Origin of the sequence: Roseibium hamelinense (assembly GCF_007830545.1) — a bacterium.
Classification (GTDB): domain Bacteria; phylum Pseudomonadota; class Alphaproteobacteria; order Rhizobiales; family Stappiaceae; genus Roseibium; species Roseibium hamelinense.
Window position 1 is genome coordinate 332,798 of record NZ_VLLF01000002.1, and the last position, 25,395, is coordinate 358,192.

The following is a 25,395-nucleotide window of genomic DNA, read 5'->3' on the forward strand; positions in this document are numbered from 1 at the left end:
ACATGGCGAAGGTCGATAACAAGAAAACAACCGGTCGGATATCGCGGCGGTCAATGTTCCAATTTGCGGGTACTGTTGCGGCAGGCGGGCTTGCAGCGCCGGCCATTGCCCGTGCCCAGGCCCCGGACGTGTCTTGGCGGATGGCGACGTCATGGCCGAAAAACCTGCCTGGGCCGGGCGTGACCGCGCAGCGGATCTGTGATCAGATCGAACGGCTGAGTGGTGGCCGCATGCGCGTCAAGCTGCTGGCTGCAGGCGAACTTGTGCCAGCTCTCGGTGTGTTTGATGCGGTGTCCAACGGCACGGTCCAGGTGGGCCATACGGCCTCGTTCTTCTGGCAAGGGAAGACGCCTGCTTCGGTGTTTTTCACCGCAGTCCCATTTGGATTGCTTCCGTCTGAGCATATGACCTGGATTGAACAGGGGGGCGGGCAGGGTCTTTGGGATGAGCTTTATGCGCCATTCGGGATCAAGCCTGTGATGGCTGGCAATACCGGTTTTCAGATGGGTGGGTGGTTCAAGCCTGAGATCGGAAACCTTGGTGACCTGCAAGGACTTAAGATCCGAATGCCCGGGCTTGGCGGCGAAGTCATGCGCCGGCTTGGAGCGACCCCTGTCAGTTTGCCTCCGGGCGAGCTTTACCAAGCGCTGCAGTCCGGCGTTCTGGACGCAGCCGAGTTTCTCGGACCCTGGTCAGATCGCGCCATGGGGTTCCAGCGGGCCACGAAAAACTACTATGCTCCGGGTTTTCACGAGCCCAACGGCACAGGGGAAGCGCTGTTCAATATCGAAGCTCTCGAAGCGCTGCCTGAGGACCTGCAGGCCGTCGTTCTTGAAGCCTGCCGGGCTGAGAACGCCTTGAGCTTGACCGAAAGCGAATGGGAAAACGCGGGCAGCTTGAGGCTGCTTCAAGACGAAGATGGTGTCGTGATCCGCACCTACCCGGACGAGGTCCTCAACGCGTTGCGGGCAACGTCCGCCGACGTTTTGGCCGAATTTGCGGAGAAAGGCGGCATTGGCGCGCGGATCTACGAGAGCTACCGGTCTGCGCAGGACCGGCTCGGGCCCTGGAGTGAAATTTCGCTCCGTCAGTTTTTAAGCGCCCGATCCGGCTGAAGCTGTAAAAGGCAGGTTCAAAAAATTAAGCCGGATGGTGCATATGCCAGCCGGCTCTTGTCTACAGCGCTAAGCCTGCGCGGCAACTGTTTGATGTTGCCTGCCCAGGCCCTCTATCGTGAGTACCATTTCATCGTCGGGCTTGAGATAGAACGGCGGCTTTGCGCCCATACCGACGCCTGGCGGTGTCCCGGTGGTGATGATGTCGCCAGGTTCAAGCTGCATGATGCCGGATAAATATGCGACGATCTGACGTACGCTAAAAATCATGTTCGCGGTATTGCCGCTTTGTTGGAGCTTGCCGTTGAGCCTTAATTCCAGCGCAAGGTTTTCCGGATTTCGGACTTCATCGGGGGTAACCAGATAAGGCCCGAGTGGACCGAAGGTTGGCGCACTTTTTCCTTTGGTCCATTGGCCTGTTCCTTCGATCTGCCAATGGCGCTCTGAGATGTCGTTGCAGATTGTGTAACCTGCAATGTATTCCAAAGCATCGGCCTCGGTAATCTGGTAGGCCGGTTTGGAGATGATAACGGCAAGCTCAATTTCCCAATCCAGCTTCTTGGACCCTTTCGGGATCACGACTGCATCGTTCGGGCCGCACAAAGAACTGGGAGCTTTTGTAAAAAGGATAGGCTCAGCCGGAATGGGCATCCCGGATTCGGCTGCGTGGTCGGCATAGTTCAAGCCGATTGCAATGAAATGCCCTGTCTTTGAAATTGGCGATCCAATCCGCGGCGTCCCTTCAACCAAGGGTAGATTTTGCGGATCAAGCTTGGCCAAACGCTGCATTTCCGCCTGTGAATAGGCCGCAGCGGAAAGGTCATCTATATGGCCGGTTAGATCTCTGATCTGATTGTTATTGTCGAGAAGTGCCGGGCGTTCCTGGCCGGCCGGGCCGTATCTGAGAAGGCGCATTTTGTTACTCTCAAGGTTTGAGCCATGGTTTCTTTTTGCAGGGTAGGGTGAAAACTGACAGGGCGGCTTTTAAGACGTGGCCCTTTCAATTGAACTGCTCAAAATGAAGCAAACTGCGATTCTGATCAGTTTTCCTGACAAGTATGTTTTGTGTCGAATCACTGGGCGCTTTTGCAATTCCTCGGTGTGTAGAGATCCAAAATAGTGGCTTTTGTGCAACGTCTGTCAATTAGTTGACAATCTCTGCTACAAAGTTTCACAATGCACAAAATATAGGCAAAAGATACATTCTGTTACACGCCGGTTGCATTTTTGGCAAAAATGGGGCCGTTGGCTGCCCCTAACGTAAAGACAAGTCGTGCCGGGTGCGGCAATCTCAGTCATTTATTGCGCCGCACAACAATTTTCCCCGCAGTTCCGGACGCGTTTTTCCATTTGCAGAAGTTTAAATGGTCCTCGAAAAATGTCCCCAGACACAAATTCACCTCCTAGGGAGGAGGCGTGGGGAGAAAAAAGCATGTCGTGGGCGACACACAAAACAATTCTGGCAACTTCCACCGCTTTGGCGGCAACGCTTATTGCAACATCGGCCTTTGCAGGTGGCTTCGCGTTGCGTGAACAGAGCTCGTACTATCAAGGGATGTCCTTTGCCGGTAACGGCACGACCGGACCTTCGATTTCCTCTGTGTTCTGGAACCCGGCGACGATTACCGGCGCTGGTGACGGGATCACGTTCGAGGCCCACAACACCCTGATCGCGCCACAAGCGGAGATTAAGGGAACAAACACAGTTCCGAACTCGCTAACAACGCCAACGGGCTTTATTACTGACGCCTTTAACACGAACGACATTGGCTCGGACGCCTTGATTCCGTCGAGCTACACTGCCTACAAAGGCAGCGAAACGTTCTTCCTGGGTCTCGCCATTACGGCGCCTTATGGCTTGTCCACGAAAGTCGACAATCAGGATTGGACCGGTGCCGGTTACAACCAGTCCTCAAAGGTGTTTACGATCAACGTGAACCCGATCGTTGGCTTCAAAATCAACGAAAAACTGTCCATCGGCTTCGGTCCGCAGCTTCAGTATTCGGATATCCGGTTGCGCAATGCGGTTGCTTCACCGAGCATTCCGGGGGCGACGGCCTTGCCGGGTCAGACCCTCTACGGCAACGGCTTCGGTATCGGCGCGACAGCGGGTATCACTTTCAAACCGACCGAAAAAACGGAAATCGGACTTGGCTACCGTTCCGCGATGTTCACGAAGATTGGCGGCAACTTGGTTGCGGCTTTAAGTCCCGCCGCGCCAACGGTTGTGTCTGATGTTAAAGTTGAGACGACCCTCGTCACTCCGGACTCGGTCACATTGTCGGCCAAGCATAGCTTTACCGACGATATTCGCGTGCTCGGTACATTTGAGTGGACGAACTGGAGCCGTTTGAAGCAGCCTAAGATTCGTTCAGAAGCAACCGGCGCCGAGATCACTAGCCTGCCGTTCAACTACAACGACGGCTACTTCCTCTCGCTCGGCGGTGAATACGACTTCAATGAAAAGCTGACCGTGCGCGCCGGTGCGGCCTATGAATGGTCGCCGATCGACACCAAGATCCGTTCCGCACGCCTGCCGGACAACGACCGGATTTGGGTCAGTGGCGGTGCGTCCTACATGTTCAATGAGCATATGTCGTTCGATCTCGGCTACACGCACATCTTTGGCACTGACACAGATCTGGACATTGTCCCGGGTCATCAGGATTACAGCGCTGCCAAAGGCTCGCTGACCGGTACGGTCGACTCCTCTGTTGACATCGTCAGCGCGTCATTCCGCGTCCGCTTCTAAGAAGCCCGGTTTCCAACCCGTTTAAGCCGGCCTGCTGCATGCAGGCCGGTTTTTTGTATTTAAAATGCCGCCGGATAAAGCCCACCATCGAGCAGAATGTTCTGTCCGGTCATGTAACCGGCATGGGTGGAGCACAAGAACGCGCATGTTTGGCCAAACTCTTCCGCATTGCCAAAACGCCGCGCCGGGATTTCAGCCGCCGAAGCGGCGCGCACGTCCTCCATCGTCTTTCCCGTTTGGGCGACGGCGCGTTCGAAACCGCCTTTCAGCCTGTCGGTGTCCATCTTGCCGGGCAGCAAGTTGTTGATCGTCACTCCGTCAGGAGCAGCCTGGCGGCAAACACCTGCGAGAAACGCGGTGAGGCCGGCCCGGGCGCCACTGGACAGGTCCAGACCTTCAATCGGCATGCGGACAGACATCGACGTGATGTTCACAACACGGCCAAACTTTCGCGCGCGCATGCCAGGCAGGACGGCTTGGATGAGTTCTATTGGCGTGACCATGTTTTGAACGACACCTTCCAGCATCGTGTCTCGATCAAGTTCGGTGTAGTCCTTGCGCGGTGGGCCACCGTTGTTGTTGATCAGGATGTCCGGTGCCGGGCAAGCCTCAAGCAGCGCGGCTTGGCCCTGTTTCGTTGAGACGTCGGCAGCGACTGCCGCAATATTGACCTGATATGAAGCCCGCAATGCATCTGCGGCCGCCTGTAGAGTGTCCGTGTTCCGGCCGTTGATGACGATGTCGCAGCCGGCGGCGGCGAGGGCTTCTGCGCAGCCTCGTCCAAGCCCCTTGCTTGATGCGCAGATGATTGCCTTTTTGCCTCTGATCCCAAGATCCATTGTTCACTCCGTCTGAGGATTGGCGTTTGATGCCCATGCATCGCAGCATTGCCTGGGAGAGGCAAGTGTGCCGCGGGTCCGCGCAGGCTGGGTTTGGTGAGTGTTTCGGCCGTGGCGAAAAGGCTGAATCCGGTTATTTGCGCGGCAAATTTTCACAGAACCTCTTGATGTCATAATAGTGAAACTTGAATCGCGTCTATACCGGCCAAAGATTGCGCGGAGTTGATCTCATGTCGGCCGCTGACGCCTCACAGCACTACAGAGCCCTCTTTATATCGGACATTCATCTGGGAACGCGTGGATGCCAGGCGGATCTGCTTCTGGACTTTCTTCGGGTCCATGAAGCTGAGACCGTTTATCTGGTCGGTGATATCGTAGACGGGTGGCGTTTAAAGCGCTCGTGGTATTGGCCTCAGCCACACAATGATGTGGTTCAGAAGATCCTGCGCAAGGGGCGCAAAGGCGCCCGCATCATCTACATCCCGGGCAATCACGATGAATTTCTTAGAGACTTTCTCGGGACGCATTTCGGCGGGGTCGAAGTCACCGACAGCATCGTTCATGAGAGCGCCGACGGCCGGAAGTATCTGGTCATTCATGGTGACCAGTTTGATGTTGTGATCCGCCACGCCAAATGGCTCGCGTTTTTCGGGGACAAAGCTTACGTATTTGCGCTTGGCGTCAACACCTGGGTGAATGTGATCCGCCGGCGGCTTGGCCTCACCTATTGGTCATTGTCTGCTTGGGCCAAATTGAAGGTGAAGAATGCTGTCAGCTTCATTGGCCGGTTTGAAGAAACCTTGTCAGATGAAGCCCGGCGCCAGGGCGTGGATGGCGTGATCTGCGGCCATATTCACCATGCGGCAAACCACGACATAAATGGAGTTCATTACATTAATACTGGGGATTGGGTTGAAAGCTGCACTGCGGTTGCAGAGCACCATGACGGGACCTTTGAGGTGATTCAATGGGCCAAGCCGAAACAAGCCGACACGGTGCCAGCGCCGGCAAAGCAGCGCCCGGTCGCTGCATGACCTCAATCCTGATTGTGACTGATGCCTGGCATCCTCAAATCAACGGTGTTGTGCGCTCGCTCGAGCGGACTGCGGAAGAGCTCGTAAAAATAGGTGTCCGGGTTGAATTCTTGACCCCGGCAGAGTTCAAGACACTGCCCTGTCCGACTTACCCCGAGATCCGGCTGTCTTTGACACACACAAAGTCAGTCCGGCGGCTAATCACGCAGTTCGATTGCGATCACCTTCACATCGCGACCGAAGGGCCACTTGGACTGATGGCCGCTGCAGTTGCCCGCAAAGACAAGAAGCCGTTCACGACGAGCTACCACACGCGTTTTCCGGAGTATGTCTCCGCCCGTATACCGATTCCTCTGTCCTGGTCTTATTCCTGGTTGCGCCGGTTTCACAATTCCGGCGCGGGCTGCATGGTTGCGACCCGCTCGCTCGAAGAGGATTTGCGGGCGCGCGGATTTGACAATCTGATGCGTTGGTCCCGAGGTGTCGATGAAGAGTTGTTCCAGCCTTATGAAGGGTCGGTTTTGCCGGAGAAACTTCCGCGGCCCATCTTCATGAATGTGGGCCGGGTGTCGGTTGAAAAAAACATCGAAGCGTTTTTGAAACTCGATCTGCCGGGCACCAAGGTTGTTGTCGGTGGAGGACCGCAGCTTGAACAGCTCCGCAGGGAATATCCCAAGGTCCATTTTACCGGATCGAAGGTCGGCGAGGACCTTGCCCGGCATTATGCATCCGCTGATGTTTTTGTTTTTCCGTCGCTGACGGACACGTTCGGCAATGTCATGCTTGAAGCGTTGGCCTGCGGTGTCCCTGTTGCGGCCTATCCTGTGATGGGCCCTGTGGATGTGATCGGGGATACAGGGGCAGGGGTATTGTCCGACAACCTTCAAGAAGCGTCGCTTGCCTGCCTCGATATCCCGCGTGACCATTGCCGGAAAATCGCCTTGGACTACACGTGGGCGGCCAGTGCCCGGCAGTTTTTAGACAATGCTCTGGCGGCGCAAGCTGCTTTTCGGGACAAAATAGGCAAAAGCCAAGCTGCCTGAGCCTTGGTCAGCTCACGTCCCTCATTATGAGGCGCTAGAATAGCGGTTTGTAACTGCTGGTTTTCTTGCTACGTCTTGCTGCAGATTACCCTGCCATTCCTCAAAACGGGCGCAGCAACATGGATACCATCGACCGAATTGTTCCGGTTCGCTCAGATATTGAAGCGGCATCAGCGCGTATCGAGGGGAGGGCTATCAAAACCCCGCTCCTGCGCTTTCCTGTTCTGGATGAAATTGCTGGTTCCACCGTGCTGGTCAAGCCGGAGAATCTGCAACGAACCGGATCGTTCAAGTTTCGCGGTGCGTTCAATGCGCTTTCCCTCGTCCCTGAAGCGGAGCGGCACAAAGGCGTGGTTGCGTGTTCGTCAGGCAATCACGCACAAGGTGTTGCAGAGGCGGCTCGATTGCTTTCCATGCCAGCAACCATTGTCATGCCGGCCGATGCGCCTGCAATCAAACTGCAGCGGACCAAGGACTTTGGTGCAACCGTCGTGACATATGACCGGGAGACCGAAGACCGCGATGCAATCGCCAAGGGTATTTGTGAGAAGACCGGCGGCACCTTCGTGCATCCATTCAACGACCCCGGCGTCATAGCCGGCCAGGGAACAGTAGGGGCTGAAATTGCAGCGCAAGCAGCCGCCATGGGCGTCAAGCCAAAACACGTTTTGGCCTGTACGGGCGGTGGGGGTCTTTCAAGCGGCATCGCTTTGGCTCTTATGGCAGATCTGCCGGACGCGGTCTTTCACACAGTCGAGCCCAAAGACTTCGATGACTACAAAAGGTCCCTCGAAACAGGTGCAGTCCAGCACAATGAACGTTTGGGCGGCTCGGTCTGCGACGCGCTCCTGTCCCATCAGCCCGGAGAAATCGGCTTTCAGATTCTCAAGCACCATGCGGGCACAGGATACGTCGTGTCCGATGAAGAGGCTTTGCGCGCAGTTGCCTTTGCGTTCCGTGAATTGAAGCTTGTTGTGGAGCCCGGCGGCGCGGCTGCCCTGGCTGCAGTCTTGCATGGCAAAATTGATTTGCCGGGCAGCCCGTTGGCCATAGTGTTGACGGGCGGAAATATTGACCCGGTCATGTTGCAGCGCGCACTTGATCTGTAGATTTCCTTCGCGTAGACATTTTAAATAGTTCAATCTAACTCAGTGATCGTATTGTAAAAATCACCTAAAAATTATGCAATGCAAGATAAATACGTTTGATTTACTTATACGAATTATGGCCGGATTTTGATCCTTCGTTTCTTGGTAATTAAACGGATTATCGATTATTGAATATCTAGTGCTCAACAACGAGCAACTTCTGTTCTGTTAATTATTCTTTGACCAGATGGTTGCAAATTGTAGACCATCCACCCTGCACGCCGTGTGCACGGAAGTTATTGCTTAAGAGGGGCAGATGTCGGGTCAAGGCGTCGAAGAACGCATTTCATTTTATAGATTGTCAAAAGAAGAACTTGGTCTGGCAAAGGCTGTTTGGCCTATGATCAAGGCTAATCTTGCGGATGTTCTGGAGGGTTTTTATGCCCACGTGAAAACAGTTCCGCATCTTAAGGTGATGGTTGGAGATCAGCAGGCGCGTCTTGTTCTTGCACAGACCAACCATTGGGAGATGTTGTTCACGGGCGGCGTGACCGAGGCTTATCTGGAGAAGTCCCGCCGGATCGGACTGGCACATGTGCGCATCGATCTGGATCCTATGTGGTACATTGGCGGCTATTCCTACACGCTGAACCGCTTAACGGGTATCATACTTAAAAAACAGCGGTTTTCGCCTGGAAAAGCAAGCAGGACGCTTTCAGCCGTTTCCAAGTTGGTCATGATCGACATGGACATCGCGATCTCCACCTATCATGAAAAAATGCTAGGCGATGTTGCAGAGCGCGAAAAAGGCATCCGGGCGGCAATCGAAGAATTTGATGGCATTCTAGGGTCTGCAGTAACCGCGTTGGGCGACAGTTCGGCTGAGCTTGAAACCACCAGCCACACGCTGAGCAATGCATCATCAGACATCACCGACCGGGTTTCGGTTATGGACGACTCGTCCCGCCAAACCTCAGACAGTATCCAGTCCAGCGCGACGGCGACCGAGGAGATGACTGCGTCGATTGAGGAAATTGGCCGGCAAGCGGTCCGGTCGAGTGAGATCTCTCAAAAAGCGGTCGAAGATTCGCAGCGGACCAACCGGTCGGTTCAGGAGCTGGCGAAGATCGCCGAGACTGTTGGCTCGGTTATCGGCTTGATTTCCGAAATCGCTGAACAGACAAATCTCCTTGCCCTGAACGCGACCATCGAGGCGGCGCGCGCCGGAGAAATGGGGCGTGGATTTGCGGTCGTTGCCGCAGAAGTCAAAGAGCTTGCCAGCCAGACAACCAAAGCCACAGAAGAGATCACCGAGCAGATCGCCAGCATTCAACAGGCAACCCGTCAATCCGTCCAGGAGATTGACGAAATCACCACCACGATCTCCAGTGTGTCTGAAATCGCAGCAAGCATAGCTTCTGCGGTCGAGCAGCAATCCGCTGCGACCGCGGAAATTTCGGAAAATGTCCAAGGCGCCGCCGAAAGCGCGAGTCTGTTCAGCCAAGGTATATCCGGCGTCCGGGGGTCTCTTCAGGAAACCAGAGGTTCGGCCAGCAGCATCGCTCAGATGTCCACTGATCTGCGGTCCCAGGCGGACCGCCTCCACCGGGAAGCCGAATCCTTCTTCAGCAAGGTTCAAAGGCGCTGACCTGCAGCGCAGCGGAAACAAAGGTCAACAAAAAAGCCGCGGCGCAGCCGCGGCTTTTTTGTTTTGCAGTGCGTCACAGGTCTAGTTGAATAAAGCCTGGCGTTCAGCCTCGCTCATTTCCTCAAGCGGATCTTCTGCCGATCCATCCTCATCAGCTTCTTCCGCCGTCATTTCCCAATCGGCATCGGCCTCCGTTTCCGCTTCGGCATCAAACAGCTTGGCGATGGCTTCCTCGTCCAGCACATCGTCTTCAGTTCCCGGCTGTTCCATCGCGACGACATTGTCAGGCTCTGCTTCCGTCTCCGAGCTTTCCGGCTCAGCCGACGCAGAGCCGACTGACGCAAACATATCGTCGATTGCTGCGGCATCCATTTTTTCAGAGCCGTCCCCGGCCATAATGGCATCTACATCGGCTTCATCCGCTGCAGCTTCACCTGTATCGGGGTCGCCTGCCATGATGGCATCGATGTCGGCTTCGCCGGCAAATTTCGAAGCCGGGTCCTTGGGCACGCTTTCAAAAGCTTCGTCTGCGCCGGTTTCGGCCAGCGCTGTGTCGATAACATCGTCCTTGACCGAAAAGAGTTCATCGACGTTGTTTTGAGACACGCCTTGTCCGGCGCGTTGCGGGCCATTCAGCAAATGGGCATCCGGGCGGCTGTCCTGAGGTCCGGCAGTGGCTTCCGCCTCCAGATCGTCGATGCCCCAGATGTTGATCATCAAGTTGATGCGGCTCTCAAGATAACGCAGCACCTGAACGACCTTGTTTGTCCGCTGTCCGGTGAGGTCCTGGAACGAACAGGCCATGAAAATCTCGGTCGCCTTTGCGTCGATATCGTCGCAAATGCTGTCGTCTGCACCCTTTTCGCGCAGGATCCAGGCCTGTTCCTGGATTTGTTCCGCAGCTTCCAGAATCGACTGAGTCGCGCCTTCGGTCTGCGTCACGATCGCATCAAGCTCGTGCGAGGCGTCGGTAAACCGGTTGCTGTCGTCGCTGTCGTCCTTGATGTTGGCGATTTCGAGCTTTGTCCGTTCAATCGCTTCATGCATGTCGGCAATATCCAGGCGGATCTTGTTCAGATCCGGAACCTTGCGCTGCCGCGTCATGGTTTTTTCGATGCGTTTGATCGCGCTCAGAATCTCTTGAGTTTCCGGCGTTTTGTTGCGTTTGACGAATTCAGCCAGAAAACGGCGTCCGCGATCGGACTCCATCAAGGTCTGTTCAAGAACATGATATTCGGCTTCGCCGATCAGCTCTTCGTCTTCCTGTTCTGCCACCGTTTGCATATAGACGCTTTTCTCAGCTTGCTTCGTGACCATCAAATGCCGTAATTCAAACAGCCCCCGGAGCCTAAGTGGTCAAACGTTAACATCCCTTTAGGCGGCCTGATTTTCTTGCGAATTTGAATACAAGATTGCTAAAATAGCGGATAAAACGCCGATGCCTTTGCCGATTACTGGCTTGAACTTGTTGGTGGGTGCTCTCTTTGCCAGCCACTTTTTCGGCTTTGGGTTGTTTCTTCCGTTTTTTCCACTTGTGCTTCAAGAGCGTGGGCTGTCGGTACAAGACATTGGTCTGGTGCTGGGATTGTCGACGATCGTCCGGATCGCAGCAAACCCTGTCATGACCGGTATATCCGACAGATCCGGACGGCGGCGCCGTTCCATTCTCATTTATTCGATATGTGCAGGCGGTTTTCTGGCCGCGTTCTTGGTGACGGGTGGCTTTTGGACAGCGTTAATCTGTGTTTCCGGCCTGATGATCTTTTGGTCGCCAATTGTCCCGTTGAGCGATGCCTATGCACTTGATGTGGCAAGAAACACGGGAGCCGACTATGCCCGCATGCGGCTTTGGGGGTCAGTCGGCTTCATCGTGGCAACGGTCTCAGGCGGTTTGCTGGCCGGTGAGCAAACGGGCTCTGCAGTCACCTTGGCGATCCTGGCCGGTGTTCTGTCTACAGGCGTTGTCGCAATATGTCTGCCTGGCCAACACGTGCCGGGGTTGACGACGAACCAGTCTGAAGCCGGAACGCGCCCGCTCTTGTTTTTCATGCCCTGGTTCTGGGCGCTCTTGATCGCAGGTGGCTTGCTGCAGGCAACCCATGCAGCCTTTTACGGGTTTGGCACATTGTTTTGGCGGGAGGCCGGAATTTCGGATTTCGAGATCGGCCTGCTTTGGGCCGTCGGCGTGTTGGCCGAGGTTGTCCTGTTTACCTTTGCAGGTAGCCTTGCGCTGAAATACGGCCCTTTGCTGTTCTTGCTGGCCGCTGCAGTGGCAGGCCTCGTCCGCTGGGCGCTGTTCCCGCTTGTGGATACTTTCTTCGCGGCCGCAGCGCTGCAAACTTTGCATGGGTTGAGTTTTGGCGCGGCGCATCTCGGGATTATCGGGTATCTGGCGCGGGTGGTACCGCCAAAGTGGGCAGCCACCGGCCAGGGGCTGTTCTCTGCGTCGATCGGCATTCAGACGGCGGCTGGTTTGGGGCTGTCCGGTCTCCTGTTCGAACGGGCGCCGGCCTATCCATTTTGGGTGATGGCAGGGTTTGCAGCTCTATCTCTGGTGATGCTGCTGGCGCTGCGCCCGCTTCTCAATGCCCGGCTGCGGGAGAATTCCGCAACCGGTCCAAGGTGAAACTCAGCCCCAAAGCGCTGCGTCGGGCGGATACAAGACGCTGCCAACGAACTTGAGGCCCGGTTGCCGGTCCTTTGCCAGCAACAATGGGCCATCCAAATCTACGAAATCCGCATCCTGCGCAATCAGGGCGGCCGGCGCCATGGCAAGAGACGTGCCGACCATGCAGCCGATCATCACCTTGTAGCCCAGGGCGCGGGCCTGTTGCTGCATTGCCAGTACTTCCGTTAGCCCGCCCGCCTTGTCCAGTTTGATGTTGACCGCGTCGTAGCGGTCCCTCAACGACTCAAGATCGGAGCTGGTGTGGAGGCTTTCATCCGCACACACGACCACCGGTCTCTCCATCTCAGCCAGCGCTGCATCTTTGCCCGCAGGCAGCGGCTGCTCGATTAGGTCAACACCAGCTTTCAAGCAGGCGGCCATGTTCGCATGAAAGCAGCTGTCGTCCCAGGCTTCATTGGCATCCACGATCAACGTGGAGTCCGGTGCGCTTTCGCGAACAGCAGCGATACGCTCGTCATCGCCTTGCCCGCCCAATTTCACTTTCAAAAGTGGCCTTTCGGCAGCCTTCCGGGCCGCTTCTGCCATGTCTTCTGGTGCGCCGACACTCAATGTGAAGGCTGTGGTCACAGCATGCATGGCCGTCAACCCAGCCGCTTGAAAGGCCGGCTTGCCGTTGGTCTTGGCTTCCAGGTCCCACAGGGCACAGTCAACAGCATTGCGTGCCGCACCGGAGGCCATCACCCCCTGAAGGTCCTTGCGGCCCAGCCCCCTCTCCAGGTCGGCGCGAAGCGCCTCGATTTGTCCGGTGACGCTCTTCAGGCTCTCATTGTAGCGGGCATAGGGTACGCACTCGCCCCATCCTGTGTGCCTGCCTTGGGTGATTTTGACGGTCAGGACCTGAGCATGGGTGCGGCTGCCCCTGGAAATTGCAAACCCGCCGGCAATCTCGAAGCTTTCCGTATTGATCTCGATAGTCCGCATTACGGCGCACCGAATTCTTGAGAGACGCGATCCACGATTGTCTCCATGCCAAAGCGGACCGGGTCTGTCGCCGGAAGGTCGTATTCGGCTGACAATCCGGCAAGATAACTCCTTGCATCCTCTTCGGTCAGTGCTGCAGTGTTGACTGCAATGCCGATGCACCGGATGTCCGGACTCGTCAGCTTTCCGCAGGCGATCGTCATGTCGATGACTTGCTGGATGCTTGGAAGGGGTGTTTCCACCCCGCGCATTTTGGTGCGGGTCGGTTCATGGCACACGATGAATGCGTCTGGTTGCGAGCCGTGCAGCAGGCCCATGGTGACACCGGCAAAAGAGGGATGGAACAGGGAGCCTTGCCCTTCGATGACCTGCCACTGATTTTCTTCCCTTGCCGGTGACAGCCATTCAGCGGCGCCCGAGATGAAATCGGCAATGACCGCATCAAGGGCGACCCCGCGCCCCGAAATGAACACGCCGGTTTGCCCGGTCGCGCAAAAGCTGCTTGTGTAGCCGCGCTCATTCATGGCCTTGTCCATGGCAAGGGCTGTATATTTTTTGCCTACGGAGCAGTCGGTGCCAACGGCGAGAATGCGCTTGCCAGGACGTTTTGTGCCTTTCCCGGTCGCGAATGTTTCGGTGTTGTGCCGCACATCAAACAGCATCCGTCCGTTGCGTTCCGCGGCCTCATGGATTGCGGGAATGCTGGCCAGCTTGACGTGCAGACCACTGGCGACGTCCAATCCGGCGTCCAGGGCTTCCACAATCGAATCGACCCAGTGCCCCGGCAGCAGGCCGCCGGCATTCACGGCCCCAACAATCATGGTTCGTGCTCCGTTTTGAGCTCCTTCCTGGATTGTCCTGTCCGGGAGGCCGGTATCGGCTGCACAGCCGTCCAGGCGGGTTTGACCGATGCACCAATCCCGCCGCCAGTCGACAATGCCGATGGCGGTTTTTGCGGCCAGCGCGTCCGGGACATCGCCCAGAAACAGGAGATAGGGGTGTGCGATTTGCATCTCGGTCAGCTCCGTGGTCGCCATCCGCATTGCGCGGCTGGACGTTCAACTCTGCGACAAGGTATACGAGGGGGACAATCGAAGCGGCAAGAGGGTGTCTCGTCGGAATGGCGTTCCAGCAAAACAACACAGCTCCGGCACTGCATCTGGACGAGACCACTTACAAGCATCAAATCATCGCGTTGAGCGGTGATTGGACCGTCAGCACGCTTGAACGGATTGAAAAGCTCGTCGCCGCACTGAAGGTCGGCAAGGACCGGATGACGTGTATCGATATTTCGGGGATCAAAAATCTGGACACCAGCGGTGCCTGGATGGTGCACCGGCTGCGCGGAACCCTGGAGTTTGGCGGTCGACGGGTCGAACTGTCGGGCATGGACGAAAACCGGCACCGCTTGTTTTGTGAGCTTGAGCGGCATCACCCGCCGCGCTGGAAGCCCGATCGCAACAAATACTCCATCGTGCGGTTTCTCGAGCTGGTCGGACGGCAGATGGAGCAGATCTGGCAAGACGCCGCTGCCATGCTGCACATCATGGGCTCGCTCGGTGTCGTTTTGGCAACCGTCCTTTTGCAGCCGAAACGCCTGCGCGGTATTTCCGTGGCAGTTCAATTCGATAGAACCTGCATTGGCGCCGTTCCCATCGTCGCGCTGATGAGCTTCCTGATTGGTGCGATCATTTCGCAACAGGGCGGATTTTATCTGCGTCAGTTCGGGGCGGATATTTTCGTTGTCGATCTTGCCGGTATTTTGGTTCTTCGGGAGATCGGGGTCATTCTGACTGCCATAATGGTGGCTGGCCGTTCGGGGTCTGCGTTCACCGCAGAAATAGGAGCGATGAAGATGCGCGAGGAAATCGACGCGCTTCATGTCATGGGCTTCAGCATCACTGAAGTGCTTGTTTTGCCTCGTATTCTTGCGCTGATGATCGCACTTCCGATCCTCACGTTCATCTCAGACATGTCGGCCCTGTTCGGGTCCGGATTGGTTGTTTGGGTGTATCTCGACATTCCACCGGCAGCGTTTTTGACCCAGCTTCACGCGGCTATCACGCTGGAAACGTTGATGGTTGGTCTGGTAAAAGCGCCGTTCATGGCGCTTATTGTCGGCTTGATTGCCTGCGTCGAAGGGTTGAAGGTAGCTGGGTCGTCCGAATCTCTCGGGCGCCACACCACCATTTCCGTCGTGAAGGCGATCTTCCTTGTGATTGTCGTCGACGGGGTGTTCGCTATCTTTTTCGCGTCGATCGGGATCTAAAGTCCGCATTATATGGCCGCTGCAGAAGACATCTCCGAAGACACAAACGCGTTCGCCAATCCGCATGAAGGCGACATCATCCTCTCTGCCAAAGGGGTGACCGTCGGTTTTGGGTCGAAGATCGTTTTGAAGGATCTCGATCTCGAAGTGCGCAAGGGCGAAGTGTTGGGCTTTGTCGGTGGATCCGGCATGGGCAAATCGGTCTTGATGCGGACAATTCTTGGCCTAACCCCAAAACGGGCGGGGAAGATTAAGGTGTTCGGATACGATCTGGAGACGGCCTCAAAGGACATCCGCACCTCCATAGAACGCCGGTGGGGGGTGTTGTTCCAGCAAGGTGCATTGTTTTCTTCGCTGACCGTCAAACAGAACATTCAAATGCCGATGCGCGAGTATCTGCATTTGTCGCCGCAACTTATGAATGAGCTTGCGACCTTGAAACTTGAATTGGTTGGCTTGCCGCAAGATGCGGCAGACAAACTGCCGTCGGAGCTTTCCGGCGGCATGATCAAAAGGGCAAGTCTTGCCCGTGCCCTTGCGCTTGACCCGGATTTGGTGTTCTTGGATGAGCCTACGTCGGGGCTGGATCCGATCGGGGCGGCGGCCTTTGATTCATTGATTGCCAATTTGAGCGCAACACTTGGTCTGACGGTCTATATGGTTACCCATGACCTCGACAGCTTACACTCGATCTGCGACCGGATCGCAGTTCTCGGCGACAAGAAAGTGCTCGCGATCGGAACGATCGACGAGATGATGGAAAATGACCAGCCCTGGATAAAATCCTACTTCCGGGGTGAACGCGCACTGCGAAGGACTTAAGGCAGCCGTATGGACACCCGTGCGAACTATGTAATCATCGGCGGCTTCATGATGGCAGTGCTGATCGGAGCATTCGGCTTCGTTTATTGGCTCGCCGTGACCGCCGAAACGCGCGAAAACGTTTTTGTCCGGATCATCTTTCCTGCACCGGTCACAGGTCTGCCAGTCGGTGGACAGGTTCTTTACAACGGTATTCGGGTGGGCGATGTCAGCTCACTTGACTTCGACCCGAACGATCCAACCAAGGTTGTCGCCACAGTCCGTATCCGTCCGTCGACGCCCTTGCGCAAGGACACCAAGGCGGCGCTCAATTTTCAGGGTCTGACGGGCGTTGCATATGTTGATTTGAGCGGCGGCAGTCAGGATTCGCCGCTGTTGCTGCAAGCCGGCAGCGATCAGGTGCCGACCATCATTGCTGAAAAATCATTGTTTGATGACATCGCAGATGGCGCGCGGGATGTTTTGCAGCGTGCCGACAGCACAATGCTGACCATTGACAATTTCCTCAAGGAAAACAGCCCAACGGTCACGCAGACCCTCAAGAATGTTGAAACCTTTTCCGCCGCCTTGGCCGACAACGCAGATGGCGTCTCCGGCTTTATGGATAGCATTGCCTCAGCAACGGACGCGTTTGTAAAACTGTCCGGACGTATGGAAACACTGGTCCAGGAGGCAGAGCGCCTGCTGGCCGCGGTTCCAGCCGACAAGGTCACGGAAATCGTCGACAACGTCGCCCAGTTCTCCAACAGCCTCGGCGAAGTTACGCAGGGGATCGATCAGATTATGGCGAATGCGCAGCAGGCGTCAAAAGATCTGCAGGCCTTTACCGAAAACTTGAACCGCGGGCTGGATGATGTCGACAAACTGTTGGAAGCGGTTGATCCGGCCCAGGTCAAAAAGGTTGTCGACGGCGCGGGGCAACTCGGTGAGGTTCTGGCAAACCGCTCAGATGACATCGACCGATTGATTGCATCGTCCAGCGAAACCATGGCCAATGTGGCCAATGTCACCAAGGTACTTTCGGACCGGAACGAAGACATCGCTACACTTCTTGATGGCTCTAAAACAGCGGTCGAACAGGTCAATGGCATTTTGAGCCGTGTTCGTGAGGTCGCAAATGCGGTCGATCCGCTGCAGATTTCCAACATCGTCTCATCGGTTGAAGTCCTTGGCGAGAACCTCAACCTCTCGTTAGCGGCGGTCGACGAAATCATCGCCGCTGTGGACCCCCAACAGGTTGCCATCACGGTTGATGGAGCTGCCGCGTTTGTGGCCAACATGGATGCCCAAACAGCGCAGATTAACGAGATCATCGCCTCCACGCGCAACACCGTGCAGAATTTTGAGGCGGTGTCTGCAGCCGTGCGTGGTGAGGACGATCGGATCGTGGCCCTGGTCGAGGATGTTCAGGCTGCGGCCCGTCAGTTCACGACAACGCTTGCCGACGCCAGCAACATTCTCGAGGCGGTCAATCCGGGCCAGGTGTCCAATATTGTCGGCTCTGTCGAGAGCGTTACTGCAGACCTCGCCGGTCAGCGCGACAATATCAGCAATATGATCGCCTCGGCGCAGCAGGCAGCGCAAAATGTCGAACAGATGACCGAGGATTTGAAACAACGCACACCGGATGTTGATCAGATCATCACGGACGCCAAGCAGATGACCGCAACGTTGAATGCAACGTCTGTCCGGGTGCAAAGTGTTGTTGATCAGGTCGGCACTATGGTGGAAGGCAATGGCGAAGGCTTGATTGTCGAGGCCACGAAGGCAGCGACAGCGATCCGGAAGGTTGCTGAGGTCTTTGAGACACGGGCTGGGACGATCGCTGACGGGCTTTCCAAATTTGCAAATCAGGGATCTAACGATTTTGCGGCGGCTATGTCGCAACTTAACCGGACCTTGGTGGCGATCCAGCGCGCAGTTGAAAATTTCGACCGCAGCCCGAGCCGGGTGATCTTCGGCGGCGAGGATGTCCCGACTTATACCGGTGGCCGGCGGCGTTAAAACAAGACAAAACGGCAGATGACAGGCGAATGGGGCAAGGTGGAATGAGCAGCGGTGCGAACAAGCTATCAAGGCGGCAGCTGCTCGCCGGCTTTGCGGGAACCGGATTGCTGGCCGGATGCGCAAGCAACAACACGCCGTCAGTGCTTTATGGACTGACGGCGGCCGACCTTGAAACGGAACCAGGCCGGAACAGAGGCGCGCAAGTGCTGGTGCCGCGTCCGCGTGCGCTAAAAGCGCTCGATACGGACAACATAGCTGTCGTCGACAGCGGTCCGGTCTATTCCTATTTTCCGAAAGCCGCCTGGGCCGACACGCTGCCAAGCGTCATCCAGACCAAAATGGTCCAGACACTGGAAAACACCGGCCGGCTGCGCGGTGTCGGGTTTCCGGGGGATGGTCTTCTGATCGACTATCAGCTCCAGATCGAGGTCCGTGCGTTCGAGCTGCGCCTTGACGGTGCCAACAGAGGCGTCGTCGAACTGGCGGCCAGGCTCGTCAATGATCGCAATGGCCGCGCTGTTGCAAGCCGGGTGTTTCGGGCCGAAACCCCATCGGGAGGCACGTCGGTCGACCAAGCCGTTGCTGCGATGAACCGCTCAGCGGACCAGGTGTTTGCCGACATGGCAGCATGGGTGCTTGGCCGGGTCTAAAGCAGCAAGAGACACAGGCCAGGCACAGCAATCAACAGCGCAAGGCGCAACAGATCTGCCACCCAAAACGGCAGGATGCCGGCGAACATGGTAGGCAGCGGGACGTCCGGCAAGACTGACCGCAGCACGAAGACGTTCAGACCGATGGGCGGTGAAATCAGGCTGATTTCGGTCACAACAACGACGATAATGCCGAACCAAATCACGACCATTTCCGGGTCGGACAGGATGCCCGAACCGAAGTCGAGTGATGTGACCAGCGGAAAGAAGATCGGCACGGTGAGCAGGATCATGGACAGGCTTTCCAGAACCGCCCCCAGAAGCACATAAATCAACACCAGTACCAGCATGACGACATAAGCGTTCACGTCCAGCGACGTTACCCAGTCCAGGATGGCGTCCGGTAGACCGGCGTAGCTGACGAAGTTGGAAAACACCTCTGCACCGATGATGATCGCAAAGATCATGGCGGTTGTTTTCGCGCAGTCGACCCCGGCGCGGAACAGTTTTCCGACCGTCAGCCCGCCCATCAAGACCGCGATGAGCAGAGCTGTTGCGGCGCCAATTCCGGCAGCTTCGGTCGGGGTGAAAAATCCGCCGTAGATTCCTGCCATGATCACAATAAATAATCCGAGCACGGCAAGAACACCGAGCCGGTCGCGCCGGGTGACTTGGTGGTCCTCTGCGCCAGAAGGGGCAAGCTGCGGCTTAAGCAAGACGGCCGTATACACTGCAGCCAGGTAAAACAGGACGCCGATCAGTCCGGGAATGACGCCGGCGACAAAAAGCTTGCCGATATCGGCCTCGGTGATGAGCCCGTAAATAATCAGGATGACACTGGGCGGAATGAGAATGCCGAGCGTGCCGCCTGCTGCAATCGACCCGGTGGCCAGGCTGTCGGCATACCCTGCCTTGCGCATCGACGGCATGGCAACCTTGGACATGGTTGCCGCGGTGGCGAGCGATGAGCCGCACACGGCACTGAACCCGCCGCAAGCGACGATCGACGCCATGGCCAACCCGCCGCGCATGCGGTGCAGGAGATGATGTGCTGTAGAGAAAAGCGACTGGCTGACGCCGGAAATCGTCAGCAGGTTGCCCATGAAAATAAACAGCGGGATCACCGACAAGGTGAACGACAGGCTCGTGTCAAAGGCCGCCCCACCCAGAAGGTTCAACGCTGCGCTCCAGTTCCGCATATAGGCAAAGCCGGCCGTTCCCACCATGATCATTGCAAGGGCAACGGGAACGCGCAAAAGCACAAGACCAAACAGCGCGGCAAAACCGATCAGGGATTCAATCAATGGCGAGCGTCCGTTAAATGCGTCTCAGGGACTGGAGAAAAAACAAAACAGCGCTGAGCGCACAGGACAGGGCAGCCAAATAGCCGATTGTTGCCAGCGGAAGCTCCAGCGAGTTCGTTACGGTGCCCCGGCTTGCCAGCTTTTCAGCATGTTCCCAGACGACATATGACAGAATGGCAAAAACACCTATGGTCGAAAGCGCGGCCACCACTGTCGCTAGGCTGTCTAGAAAGCGGCTTTTGAGACCATTCAGCAGCTCAACCTCGATATGCCCGCGCGCCTGGGTTGTGAGCGGCAGAGCCAGAAAGATCAAGACGGCGAGGAAGATCTCTGTCAACTCATAAGCGCCCCGAATTGGGCTGTTGAAAAAGTAACGGGCCACCACATCAACGCAGATCAGTCCCATCAGCGCGAACAACACGATCACGCAGGCCAGACCAAGGATGGTCTTTACCCCGAGCCAAAGACGGCTCGGGGCAGGCTGGGTGCTCTCATCCGGCATTGTCAGTCAGACACGCCGGTTTGCGAGCGCAGCTCGGCAAGGGCTGCCGCGCCGTCAAACCCGGTGTCTTGCACTGCGGCAGCCCATTCCGCTTCCCGCTTTTCGGCAATTGCCCGGATGGCATCCACAACAGCGGGAGGGGCGTCATAGACCTCGATCTCGGTATCTGCGACATAAGATGCACCGTTGCTGTCCGCGGCATCCCAGACCCGGCCGGCCATTTCTGCGAGCGCCGCGCCAGAGACTTTTTCGATCGCCGCCTTGTCTTCATCGGACAATCCATCCCACCGGTTTTCGTTCATGACGAGGAACCAGGAGGTGTTGTAGATGCCGCCGGGCACTTTCATGGAGTATTTGATATGGTCGGTCAGCTTGAAGGCCTGCAGTGCTTCCATGGGGAAGGTGACGCCGTCGATTACGCCGCGAGAGAGTTTTTCATAGACTTCGCCAGGGCCCATGAACTGGGTGGTGATGTCGAGATCCTGCGACAGACCCGCAATATATCCGCCGGGGGTGCGTATTTTCAGGCCAGAAAAGTCTTCGGGCGTTTCGATCTTGCGTTGGTTGTTGTGGAACATGCCGGGCCCATGCACGAACAGCCCGAGCAGTTTCGTGTCCGCGTGCTCCTCTTGGGCGTCCAGCGGGCCGGAATAGACATCCCAGTAGGCTTTTGAGGCGTCTGTGGCGGTGTCTCCGATGAACGAAAACTGACCGATCCGCGAGCGCAGGAAACGATCATCTTTGGTGAAGGAATGAAGACCGTATGTAATGTCGGCAATACCGTCAGCGGCCAGATCGTAGTGTGCAGGCGGCGGGCCCAACGGCTTGGGAAGGATCCGGACAGTGACGCGGCCTTCTGTAGCCTCTTCCACCGACTCTGCCCAAGGGGTCATAACCTGAGTGACCACAGGGTGTTTAGGCGGCAGCCAGGATGACAGAACCAGCTCCTCTGCCTTGACCGCGACGGCCGATAAGGACAGTGCAACCGCCGATACGGCCGTCAGCGCAAATGTCGTCGTCCGCACATGATGCATGATGTGTTCCTCCCAAGGTACCGCATGTGACAGCCGATGCGTCTTGATATACTCCCGCATCCAGCTTAGTTTCATATGTAACTAAGTCAATTGGAAACCATCAAATCTGTGCGAATTCGAGTGGGCAGGGAGACAGAGTCGTGAACGACACCGCATCATCGGAAACGGACAGACTCGCCCGGCAGACCGAAAGCGTTTTCGATTTGCAGGCGTTTTTTCCCTATCTGGTGCGCGTGTTTTACACTGATGTGACCAATGCCCTGGCAGAGATCTATACGCGTGATCACAGTCTTGCGCCTTCTGAATGGCGCACCATGGCCATTCTCGGCCAGCATGGACATCTCAGGGCCGCAGAAATCGTCGAACGATCAAGTATGGACAAGGTGTCCGTCAGCCGTGCTGTGAAGAAAATGCATGAGCGGGGCCTATTGGAAAAACAGAACAATACAAAGGATGGCCGAAGTTCCCTGCTTTGTCTGTCAGGCGAGGGGCGTGCCGTCTATGATGACATCGTCCCGAAGGTCCTGGCCGCCGAGCAGCGCATGCTGGCAGGAGTGCTGCCGGAAGACATCGCCGCCTTTCACCGTGTCATGCGGGCAATTCGTGACAACCTGAACTGAGACGGGCGATACCGGCAAGGTTCTGTCGCATACTTTTCATTCAGCAAGCGCAACCCTGGACCGGATCGAGGCGGCTCACATGATCCATAAGGGGAAATTGAACCAAGCTGGCGTTCCCACTTACCAAGTGTTCATGGCGGTCGCAGGATAACTGCGCCCAGAGGCAGAAACGACTCTGCTTCGAATAAAAGTCTGCGAAAGAACCAACACTGACTGGATGATCAGCCAGGCCTCGAACTGCCTGCCTTTGAAGTCCTCCTTCGATTGGCGTTTCAGCTTTTTAACGATGGCACTCAGAATAATGACGCGAAACTCCATTTTCTGGAGCGCCCTTTCAACAGCCAAACCTCAAGACGTGGTTGACGCGGAAAACTATGGGACACGCCCTCGCTGAATCATGCTTTCGCAATAAGCGCAGGGGGGGGTAAGTACGCGCGAGCTCCCTAGGGTAGATATTATTTCTATTTCCAAAATAAGTAAAAAAAATAAAGCAATAATTTGAAAAAAAACCTCAAAAATAGAAGACTATTCATAATTTTGATCAACTGAATTTTGGATGTTTCTTCATGTCTTACACAAGTAATCTTGGATTCTCTGCTCGGTTTAACTCGACGCGGAAGGCTGAACGGGCTCTGATGCGCTCATGCCCGATCAAGCATCCCAACATTGCCAAACACGCGAAACTTGGAAGCTTGCCACAGGTCAAGCTGAATGCTGCAGCCGCGCCGGATTTCAATCCCAAGGGATTAAGCCTTCAAGACTATAGAAAAGAGCTAGAAAACGAAATTAGAGGTCTCAACACCAAGAAGAAAACAGCAACTGACAGTCTTGCACGTGCTAAGCGGTCAATTTCATTTCACCAAAACAAAGCAAATTACCATCAAGACGGAGCAGATCTTCAGCAATCGACCGTCCAAACATTCAAGAATGAAAATCTAGCCCACTATCACATTTCGAAACAACAGTCTTGTTTGGATCAACATCTTTTAGAAAAACGGAAAGCTGAAATAGAAATAGAAAAAGCGCTTGAAACGGTCAATACCGTAGAAAAAGAACTTAGCGAAATTGATGACAAAATCATTTCCTGCAAACGCAAGCGTATCCTCACCCTGCCCGCCGACCAGTTTGAAAAGGAACGGAATCTACACGACAATGTTGCGCGCCAAAAGGAGTTGCAACACAAGAAAAATATACACAACGTACATAGCAGTAAATACGAAGACAAATTACATGACGTTACAAAAGATAGGCTTTATGAGCAAAAGAGGCTTTTTACCTCTAATAAAAGAATGATCCCTCTCAACAATGATTTCGTAAAAATTGCCAATGAATTTACCAACGACCCCAATACCGGGCAAAATTTTGTAAACGAGGTCAAAGAAATTGCCAATACAGCCCGTAGACAGTTTAAAAATTCCAATACGGCGAAAAATTACGCCAACAATCTTTGCAACACGTTTTTTGGCCGGGACAGCCGCAAGGGCCAGTTTGCAAGACGGGCCATCCCGGTAGCGCTCGACATACTCAAAGAAAAAGATAAAAACATCAAAATTGAAAGCAATATCAACAAGCTCGAGGAACAGTATTTCAGCTTGGCAGTGGACTTGGGTAAAGCTGAGGAAAGCCTGGAAAAAACCCGCCTAAATGCTGAGACATGGCAATAATCCGCGCAGGTTTTTTGGACAACAGAACCAACCGGATACAAAGCGAAGCCCAAACCGGAAATCAAGTCGGTCAAAAAGCCGAAACCCGCCGAAGTCTTGGAAAGCAAGGCCAATGATGTCCCGGATGTAAAACCGAAAGACGAGGTTGCAGCGAGCCCGGCCGTCAACAATCAGAAAAAACTCGCCGGCAAGAGCGCATGGCACGACAAACAGATCGTCCTGAAAATGCGTGAAATGAAGGCGTTGCTCAGTTCCAGTGCGGACATCGGCCACCAGTTGAATGAACCGCTTAGAATCCTTGTGGAGTCGGAATACCAAAAGTGCAAGAACAGCACACAAACACTCCCCAAACACAGCTTGCACAGCCGAATCCGGGCACAGAAGTCGCTCTTGAACCGCATGGATGCCGTCCTTGAAAAGGTCTACAACGATCCGGCCAGGACAAAACGCACGGAACTGCATCGTCAAGGCAAGGAGCTATTGGCACGGGACCGCCATACCGTAAAAAACAAATTCAATGCGGGAGTTCGCCAAATTCCCAACGCGACCCATAGCAGCCACGGAAACGGCACCTTTACGATCGGGCAAAATCAGGGAAAAACCTACGATGTTCCAGCCTATCTGAAGGACGAAATTGTTGCGAAGTATCAGGGGTATCAGGGCCTGCGCAACCTCAAGCCCAATGAGCAAGTTTTCGATGCATCGAACAACATTCCGTCCCAGCACGATTATCCGGAATGCAGTCACGGAACGCGCTTTAACCTTCGTGACGCAAACAGGGACGTTCTGGTCCGGAACCCGCCGAACGGGCGTCTTGTGACCAACACACATGCCAGCGATACCGTATCCTCCATGCTGGACAACGGCATCAGAATGCCGGGAACGTCAATCACGCTGCACTATACGGACGACAACGACGACAATAACGGTGCGGACAAAATGTGCGGAACGGTGCATATGCGCTATAACAGCACCCCAAGCGGGCGCATTGTTCAGAGAAACATGCTCAAGCTCGGCTACAATTCATTGAACGACTTCGAGACCCAACCGGACGGGCGGTTGAACACGAAGCAGCTTGCGGAAAGAAAACTTGAACGTAAGCTCGACGCACTGGACAAAACACAAGGCAGCCTCGGCAAGGACCCGGCCGTTTATGCAAAGGCACTGAAAGACACATTGGTGGACTGTATACCGGATCTGGACTGGGACAAGCCCGCCAACGCTCTGAACGGCAAAAACGCACTTGCAGTGGCGTGCTTGAAAGGCATCCCCAACAGCTATCTCAAACAACTTGGCCTGGAGCCGGTCAAAATCCGGTCAGGCAGTGTCGAGGATGCCTTTGATCAGATTGTGGACAAGACAAACACGCTCGTGAAAGACCTAGAAGACTAGGG

At 55.5% G+C, this 25,395-nt stretch carries 22 protein-coding genes and 1 pseudogene; 14 read left to right on the plus strand and 9 right to left on the minus strand.

The annotated features are described in order from the left end of the window. Nucleotides 1–2 precede the first annotated feature (2 nt). Nucleotides 3–1,115, plus strand: coding sequence for a TRAP transporter substrate-binding protein (locus JM93_RS06355; protein ID WP_145341409.1), 1,113 nt, complete (start codon nucleotides 3–5; stop codon nucleotides 1,113–1,115). A gap of 69 nt (nucleotides 1,116–1,184) precedes the next feature. Here the strand turns inward: JM93_RS06355 and JM93_RS06360 are convergent, their stop codons facing one another. After that, nucleotides 1,185–2,030, minus strand: a complete 846-nt coding sequence (locus JM93_RS06360) for a fumarylacetoacetate hydrolase family protein (RefSeq protein WP_145341411.1) — start codon at nucleotides 2,028–2,030, stop codon at nucleotides 1,185–1,187. Nucleotides 2,031–2,547: 517 nt separating this feature from the next. Between JM93_RS06360 and JM93_RS06365 the strand changes: the two genes are divergently transcribed. Next, a complete protein-coding gene (locus tag JM93_RS06365; RefSeq protein ID WP_145341413.1) occupies nucleotides 2,548–3,867 on the plus strand; it encodes an OmpP1/FadL family transporter in 1,320 nt (439 codons plus the stop codon). A 59-nt stretch (nucleotides 3,868–3,926) separates the two neighbouring features. Here the strand turns inward: JM93_RS06365 and JM93_RS06370 are convergent, their stop codons facing one another. Then, the gene (locus tag JM93_RS06370) at nucleotides 3,927–4,706 is read right to left on the minus strand and encodes an SDR family oxidoreductase (RefSeq protein ID WP_145341415.1); all 780 of its coding nucleotides are present in this window, start codon (nucleotides 4,704–4,706) and stop codon (nucleotides 3,927–3,929) included. Between the two features lie 230 nt (nucleotides 4,707–4,936). Here JM93_RS06370 and JM93_RS06375 point away from each other — a divergent pair, with 230 nt between their 5' ends. The 4 genes from JM93_RS06375 (at nucleotide 4,937) to JM93_RS06390 (ending at nucleotide 9,519) form a co-directional block, all read left to right on the plus strand. Beyond that, nucleotides 4,937–5,740 (plus strand): UDP-2,3-diacylglucosamine diphosphatase, encoded by an 804-nt coding sequence (locus JM93_RS06375; protein WP_145341417.1) that lies wholly within the window; start codon nucleotides 4,937–4,939, stop codon nucleotides 5,738–5,740. Then, nucleotides 5,737–6,783 carry a glycosyltransferase family 4 protein gene (locus JM93_RS06380; RefSeq protein WP_145341419.1) on the plus strand — a complete coding sequence of 349 codons (1,047 nt, stop codon included), beginning with the start codon at nucleotides 5,737–5,739 and terminating at the stop codon, nucleotides 6,781–6,783. The genes JM93_RS06375 and JM93_RS06380 overlap by 4 nt, the downstream gene beginning before the upstream one ends. Nucleotides 6,784–6,902: 119 nt before the next feature. Beyond that, the gene (locus JM93_RS06385) at nucleotides 6,903–7,892 is read left to right on the plus strand and encodes a threonine ammonia-lyase (protein ID WP_145341421.1); all 990 of its coding nucleotides are present in this window, start codon (nucleotides 6,903–6,905) and stop codon (nucleotides 7,890–7,892) included. A 295-nt stretch (nucleotides 7,893–8,187) separates the two neighbouring features. Beyond that, entirely contained in the window at nucleotides 8,188–9,519 is a 1,332-nt protein-coding gene (locus JM93_RS06390; RefSeq protein WP_145341423.1) for a globin-coupled sensor protein, read from the plus strand. Between the two features lie 81 nt (nucleotides 9,520–9,600). Here the strand turns inward: JM93_RS06390 and JM93_RS06395 are convergent, their stop codons facing one another. After that, nucleotides 9,601–10,803, minus strand: a complete 1,203-nt coding sequence (locus JM93_RS06395; protein WP_145341425.1) for a protein phosphatase CheZ — start codon at nucleotides 10,801–10,803, stop codon at nucleotides 9,601–9,603. A 154-nt stretch (nucleotides 10,804–10,957) separates the two neighbouring features. Between JM93_RS06395 and JM93_RS06400 the strand changes: the two genes are divergently transcribed. Further along, on the plus strand, nucleotides 10,958–12,145 hold the full coding sequence (locus JM93_RS06400) for an MFS transporter (RefSeq protein ID WP_145341427.1): 1,188 nt from the start codon (nucleotides 10,958–10,960) through the stop codon (nucleotides 12,143–12,145). Between the two features lie 3 nt (nucleotides 12,146–12,148). On the opposite strand, the gene dgcA is transcribed toward JM93_RS06400, so the two are convergent. Then, complete coding sequence (dgcA, locus tag JM93_RS06405) at nucleotides 12,149–13,129, minus strand: N-acetyl-D-Glu racemase DgcA (RefSeq protein ID WP_145341429.1); 981 nt, start codon at nucleotides 13,127–13,129, stop codon at nucleotides 12,149–12,151. After that, nucleotides 13,129–14,142, minus strand: a complete 1,014-nt coding sequence (dgcN, locus tag JM93_RS06410) for an N-acetyltransferase DgcN (protein WP_145341431.1) — start codon at nucleotides 14,140–14,142, stop codon at nucleotides 13,129–13,131. The genes dgcA and dgcN overlap by 1 nt, the downstream gene beginning before the upstream one ends. A 107-nt stretch (nucleotides 14,143–14,249) precedes the next feature. Here dgcN and JM93_RS06415 point away from each other — a divergent pair, with 107 nt between their 5' ends. From JM93_RS06415 to JM93_RS06430, 4 genes are read left to right on the plus strand one after another with little or no spacing between them, the layout of a single operon-like run. After that, the gene (locus JM93_RS06415; RefSeq protein WP_145341433.1) at nucleotides 14,250–15,398 is read left to right on the plus strand and encodes an ABC transporter permease; all 1,149 of its coding nucleotides are present in this window, start codon (nucleotides 14,250–14,252) and stop codon (nucleotides 15,396–15,398) included. Nucleotides 15,399–15,410: 12 nt separating this feature from the next. Further along, nucleotides 15,411–16,220: an ABC transporter ATP-binding protein gene (locus JM93_RS06420; RefSeq protein WP_145341435.1), complete on the plus strand. Its 810-nt coding sequence runs from the start codon at nucleotides 15,411–15,413 to the stop codon at nucleotides 16,218–16,220. A 9-nt stretch (nucleotides 16,221–16,229) separates the two neighbouring features. Next, nucleotides 16,230–18,224, plus strand: a complete 1,995-nt coding sequence (locus JM93_RS06425) for an MCE family protein (protein ID WP_145341436.1) — start codon at nucleotides 16,230–16,232, stop codon at nucleotides 18,222–18,224. 44 nt (nucleotides 18,225–18,268) lie between these two features. Then, complete coding sequence (locus JM93_RS06430) at nucleotides 18,269–18,877, plus strand: ABC-type transport auxiliary lipoprotein family protein (protein ID WP_145341438.1); 609 nt, start codon at nucleotides 18,269–18,271, stop codon at nucleotides 18,875–18,877. Here JM93_RS06430 and JM93_RS06435 read toward each other — a convergent pair. The 3 genes from JM93_RS06435 to JM93_RS06445 are packed head-to-tail and all read right to left on the minus strand — an operon-like array spanning nucleotide 18,874 to nucleotide 21,717. After that, nucleotides 18,874–20,181: a TRAP transporter large permease gene (locus JM93_RS06435; RefSeq protein WP_145341440.1), complete on the minus strand. Its 1,308-nt coding sequence runs from the start codon at nucleotides 20,179–20,181 to the stop codon at nucleotides 18,874–18,876. The two genes, JM93_RS06430 and JM93_RS06435, sit on opposite strands and share 4 nt — an antisense overlap. Nucleotides 20,182–20,194: 13 nt before the next feature. Further along, entirely contained in the window at nucleotides 20,195–20,683 is a 489-nt protein-coding gene (locus JM93_RS06440) for a TRAP transporter small permease (protein WP_145341442.1), read from the minus strand. 2 nt (nucleotides 20,684–20,685) lie between these two features. Continuing rightward, the gene (locus JM93_RS06445; RefSeq protein ID WP_145341444.1) at nucleotides 20,686–21,717 is read right to left on the minus strand and encodes a TRAP transporter substrate-binding protein; all 1,032 of its coding nucleotides are present in this window, start codon (nucleotides 21,715–21,717) and stop codon (nucleotides 20,686–20,688) included. 140 nt (nucleotides 21,718–21,857) lie between these two features. Between JM93_RS06445 and JM93_RS06450 the strand changes: the two genes are divergently transcribed. Beyond that, a complete protein-coding gene (locus JM93_RS06450) occupies nucleotides 21,858–22,337 on the plus strand; it encodes a MarR family winged helix-turn-helix transcriptional regulator (protein WP_145341446.1) in 480 nt (159 codons plus the stop codon). Between the two features lie 207 nt (nucleotides 22,338–22,544). Here JM93_RS06450 and JM93_RS06455 read toward each other — a convergent pair. Continuing rightward, nucleotides 22,545–22,640 (minus strand): annotated as a pseudogene (locus JM93_RS06455) (IS6 family transposase); the annotation flags it as partial. A 263-nt stretch (nucleotides 22,641–22,903) separates the two neighbouring features. Here JM93_RS06455 and JM93_RS06460 point away from each other — a divergent pair. Together JM93_RS06460 and JM93_RS06465 are read left to right on the plus strand one after the other, a co-directional pair. Continuing rightward, nucleotides 22,904–24,001, plus strand: coding sequence for a hypothetical protein (locus JM93_RS06460; RefSeq protein ID WP_145341448.1), 1,098 nt, complete (start codon nucleotides 22,904–22,906; stop codon nucleotides 23,999–24,001). A 96-nt stretch (nucleotides 24,002–24,097) separates the two neighbouring features. Next, nucleotides 24,098–25,393 (plus strand): hypothetical protein, encoded by a 1,296-nt coding sequence (locus tag JM93_RS06465; protein WP_145341450.1) that lies wholly within the window; start codon nucleotides 24,098–24,100, stop codon nucleotides 25,391–25,393. Nucleotides 25,394–25,395: the final 2 nt, after the last annotated feature.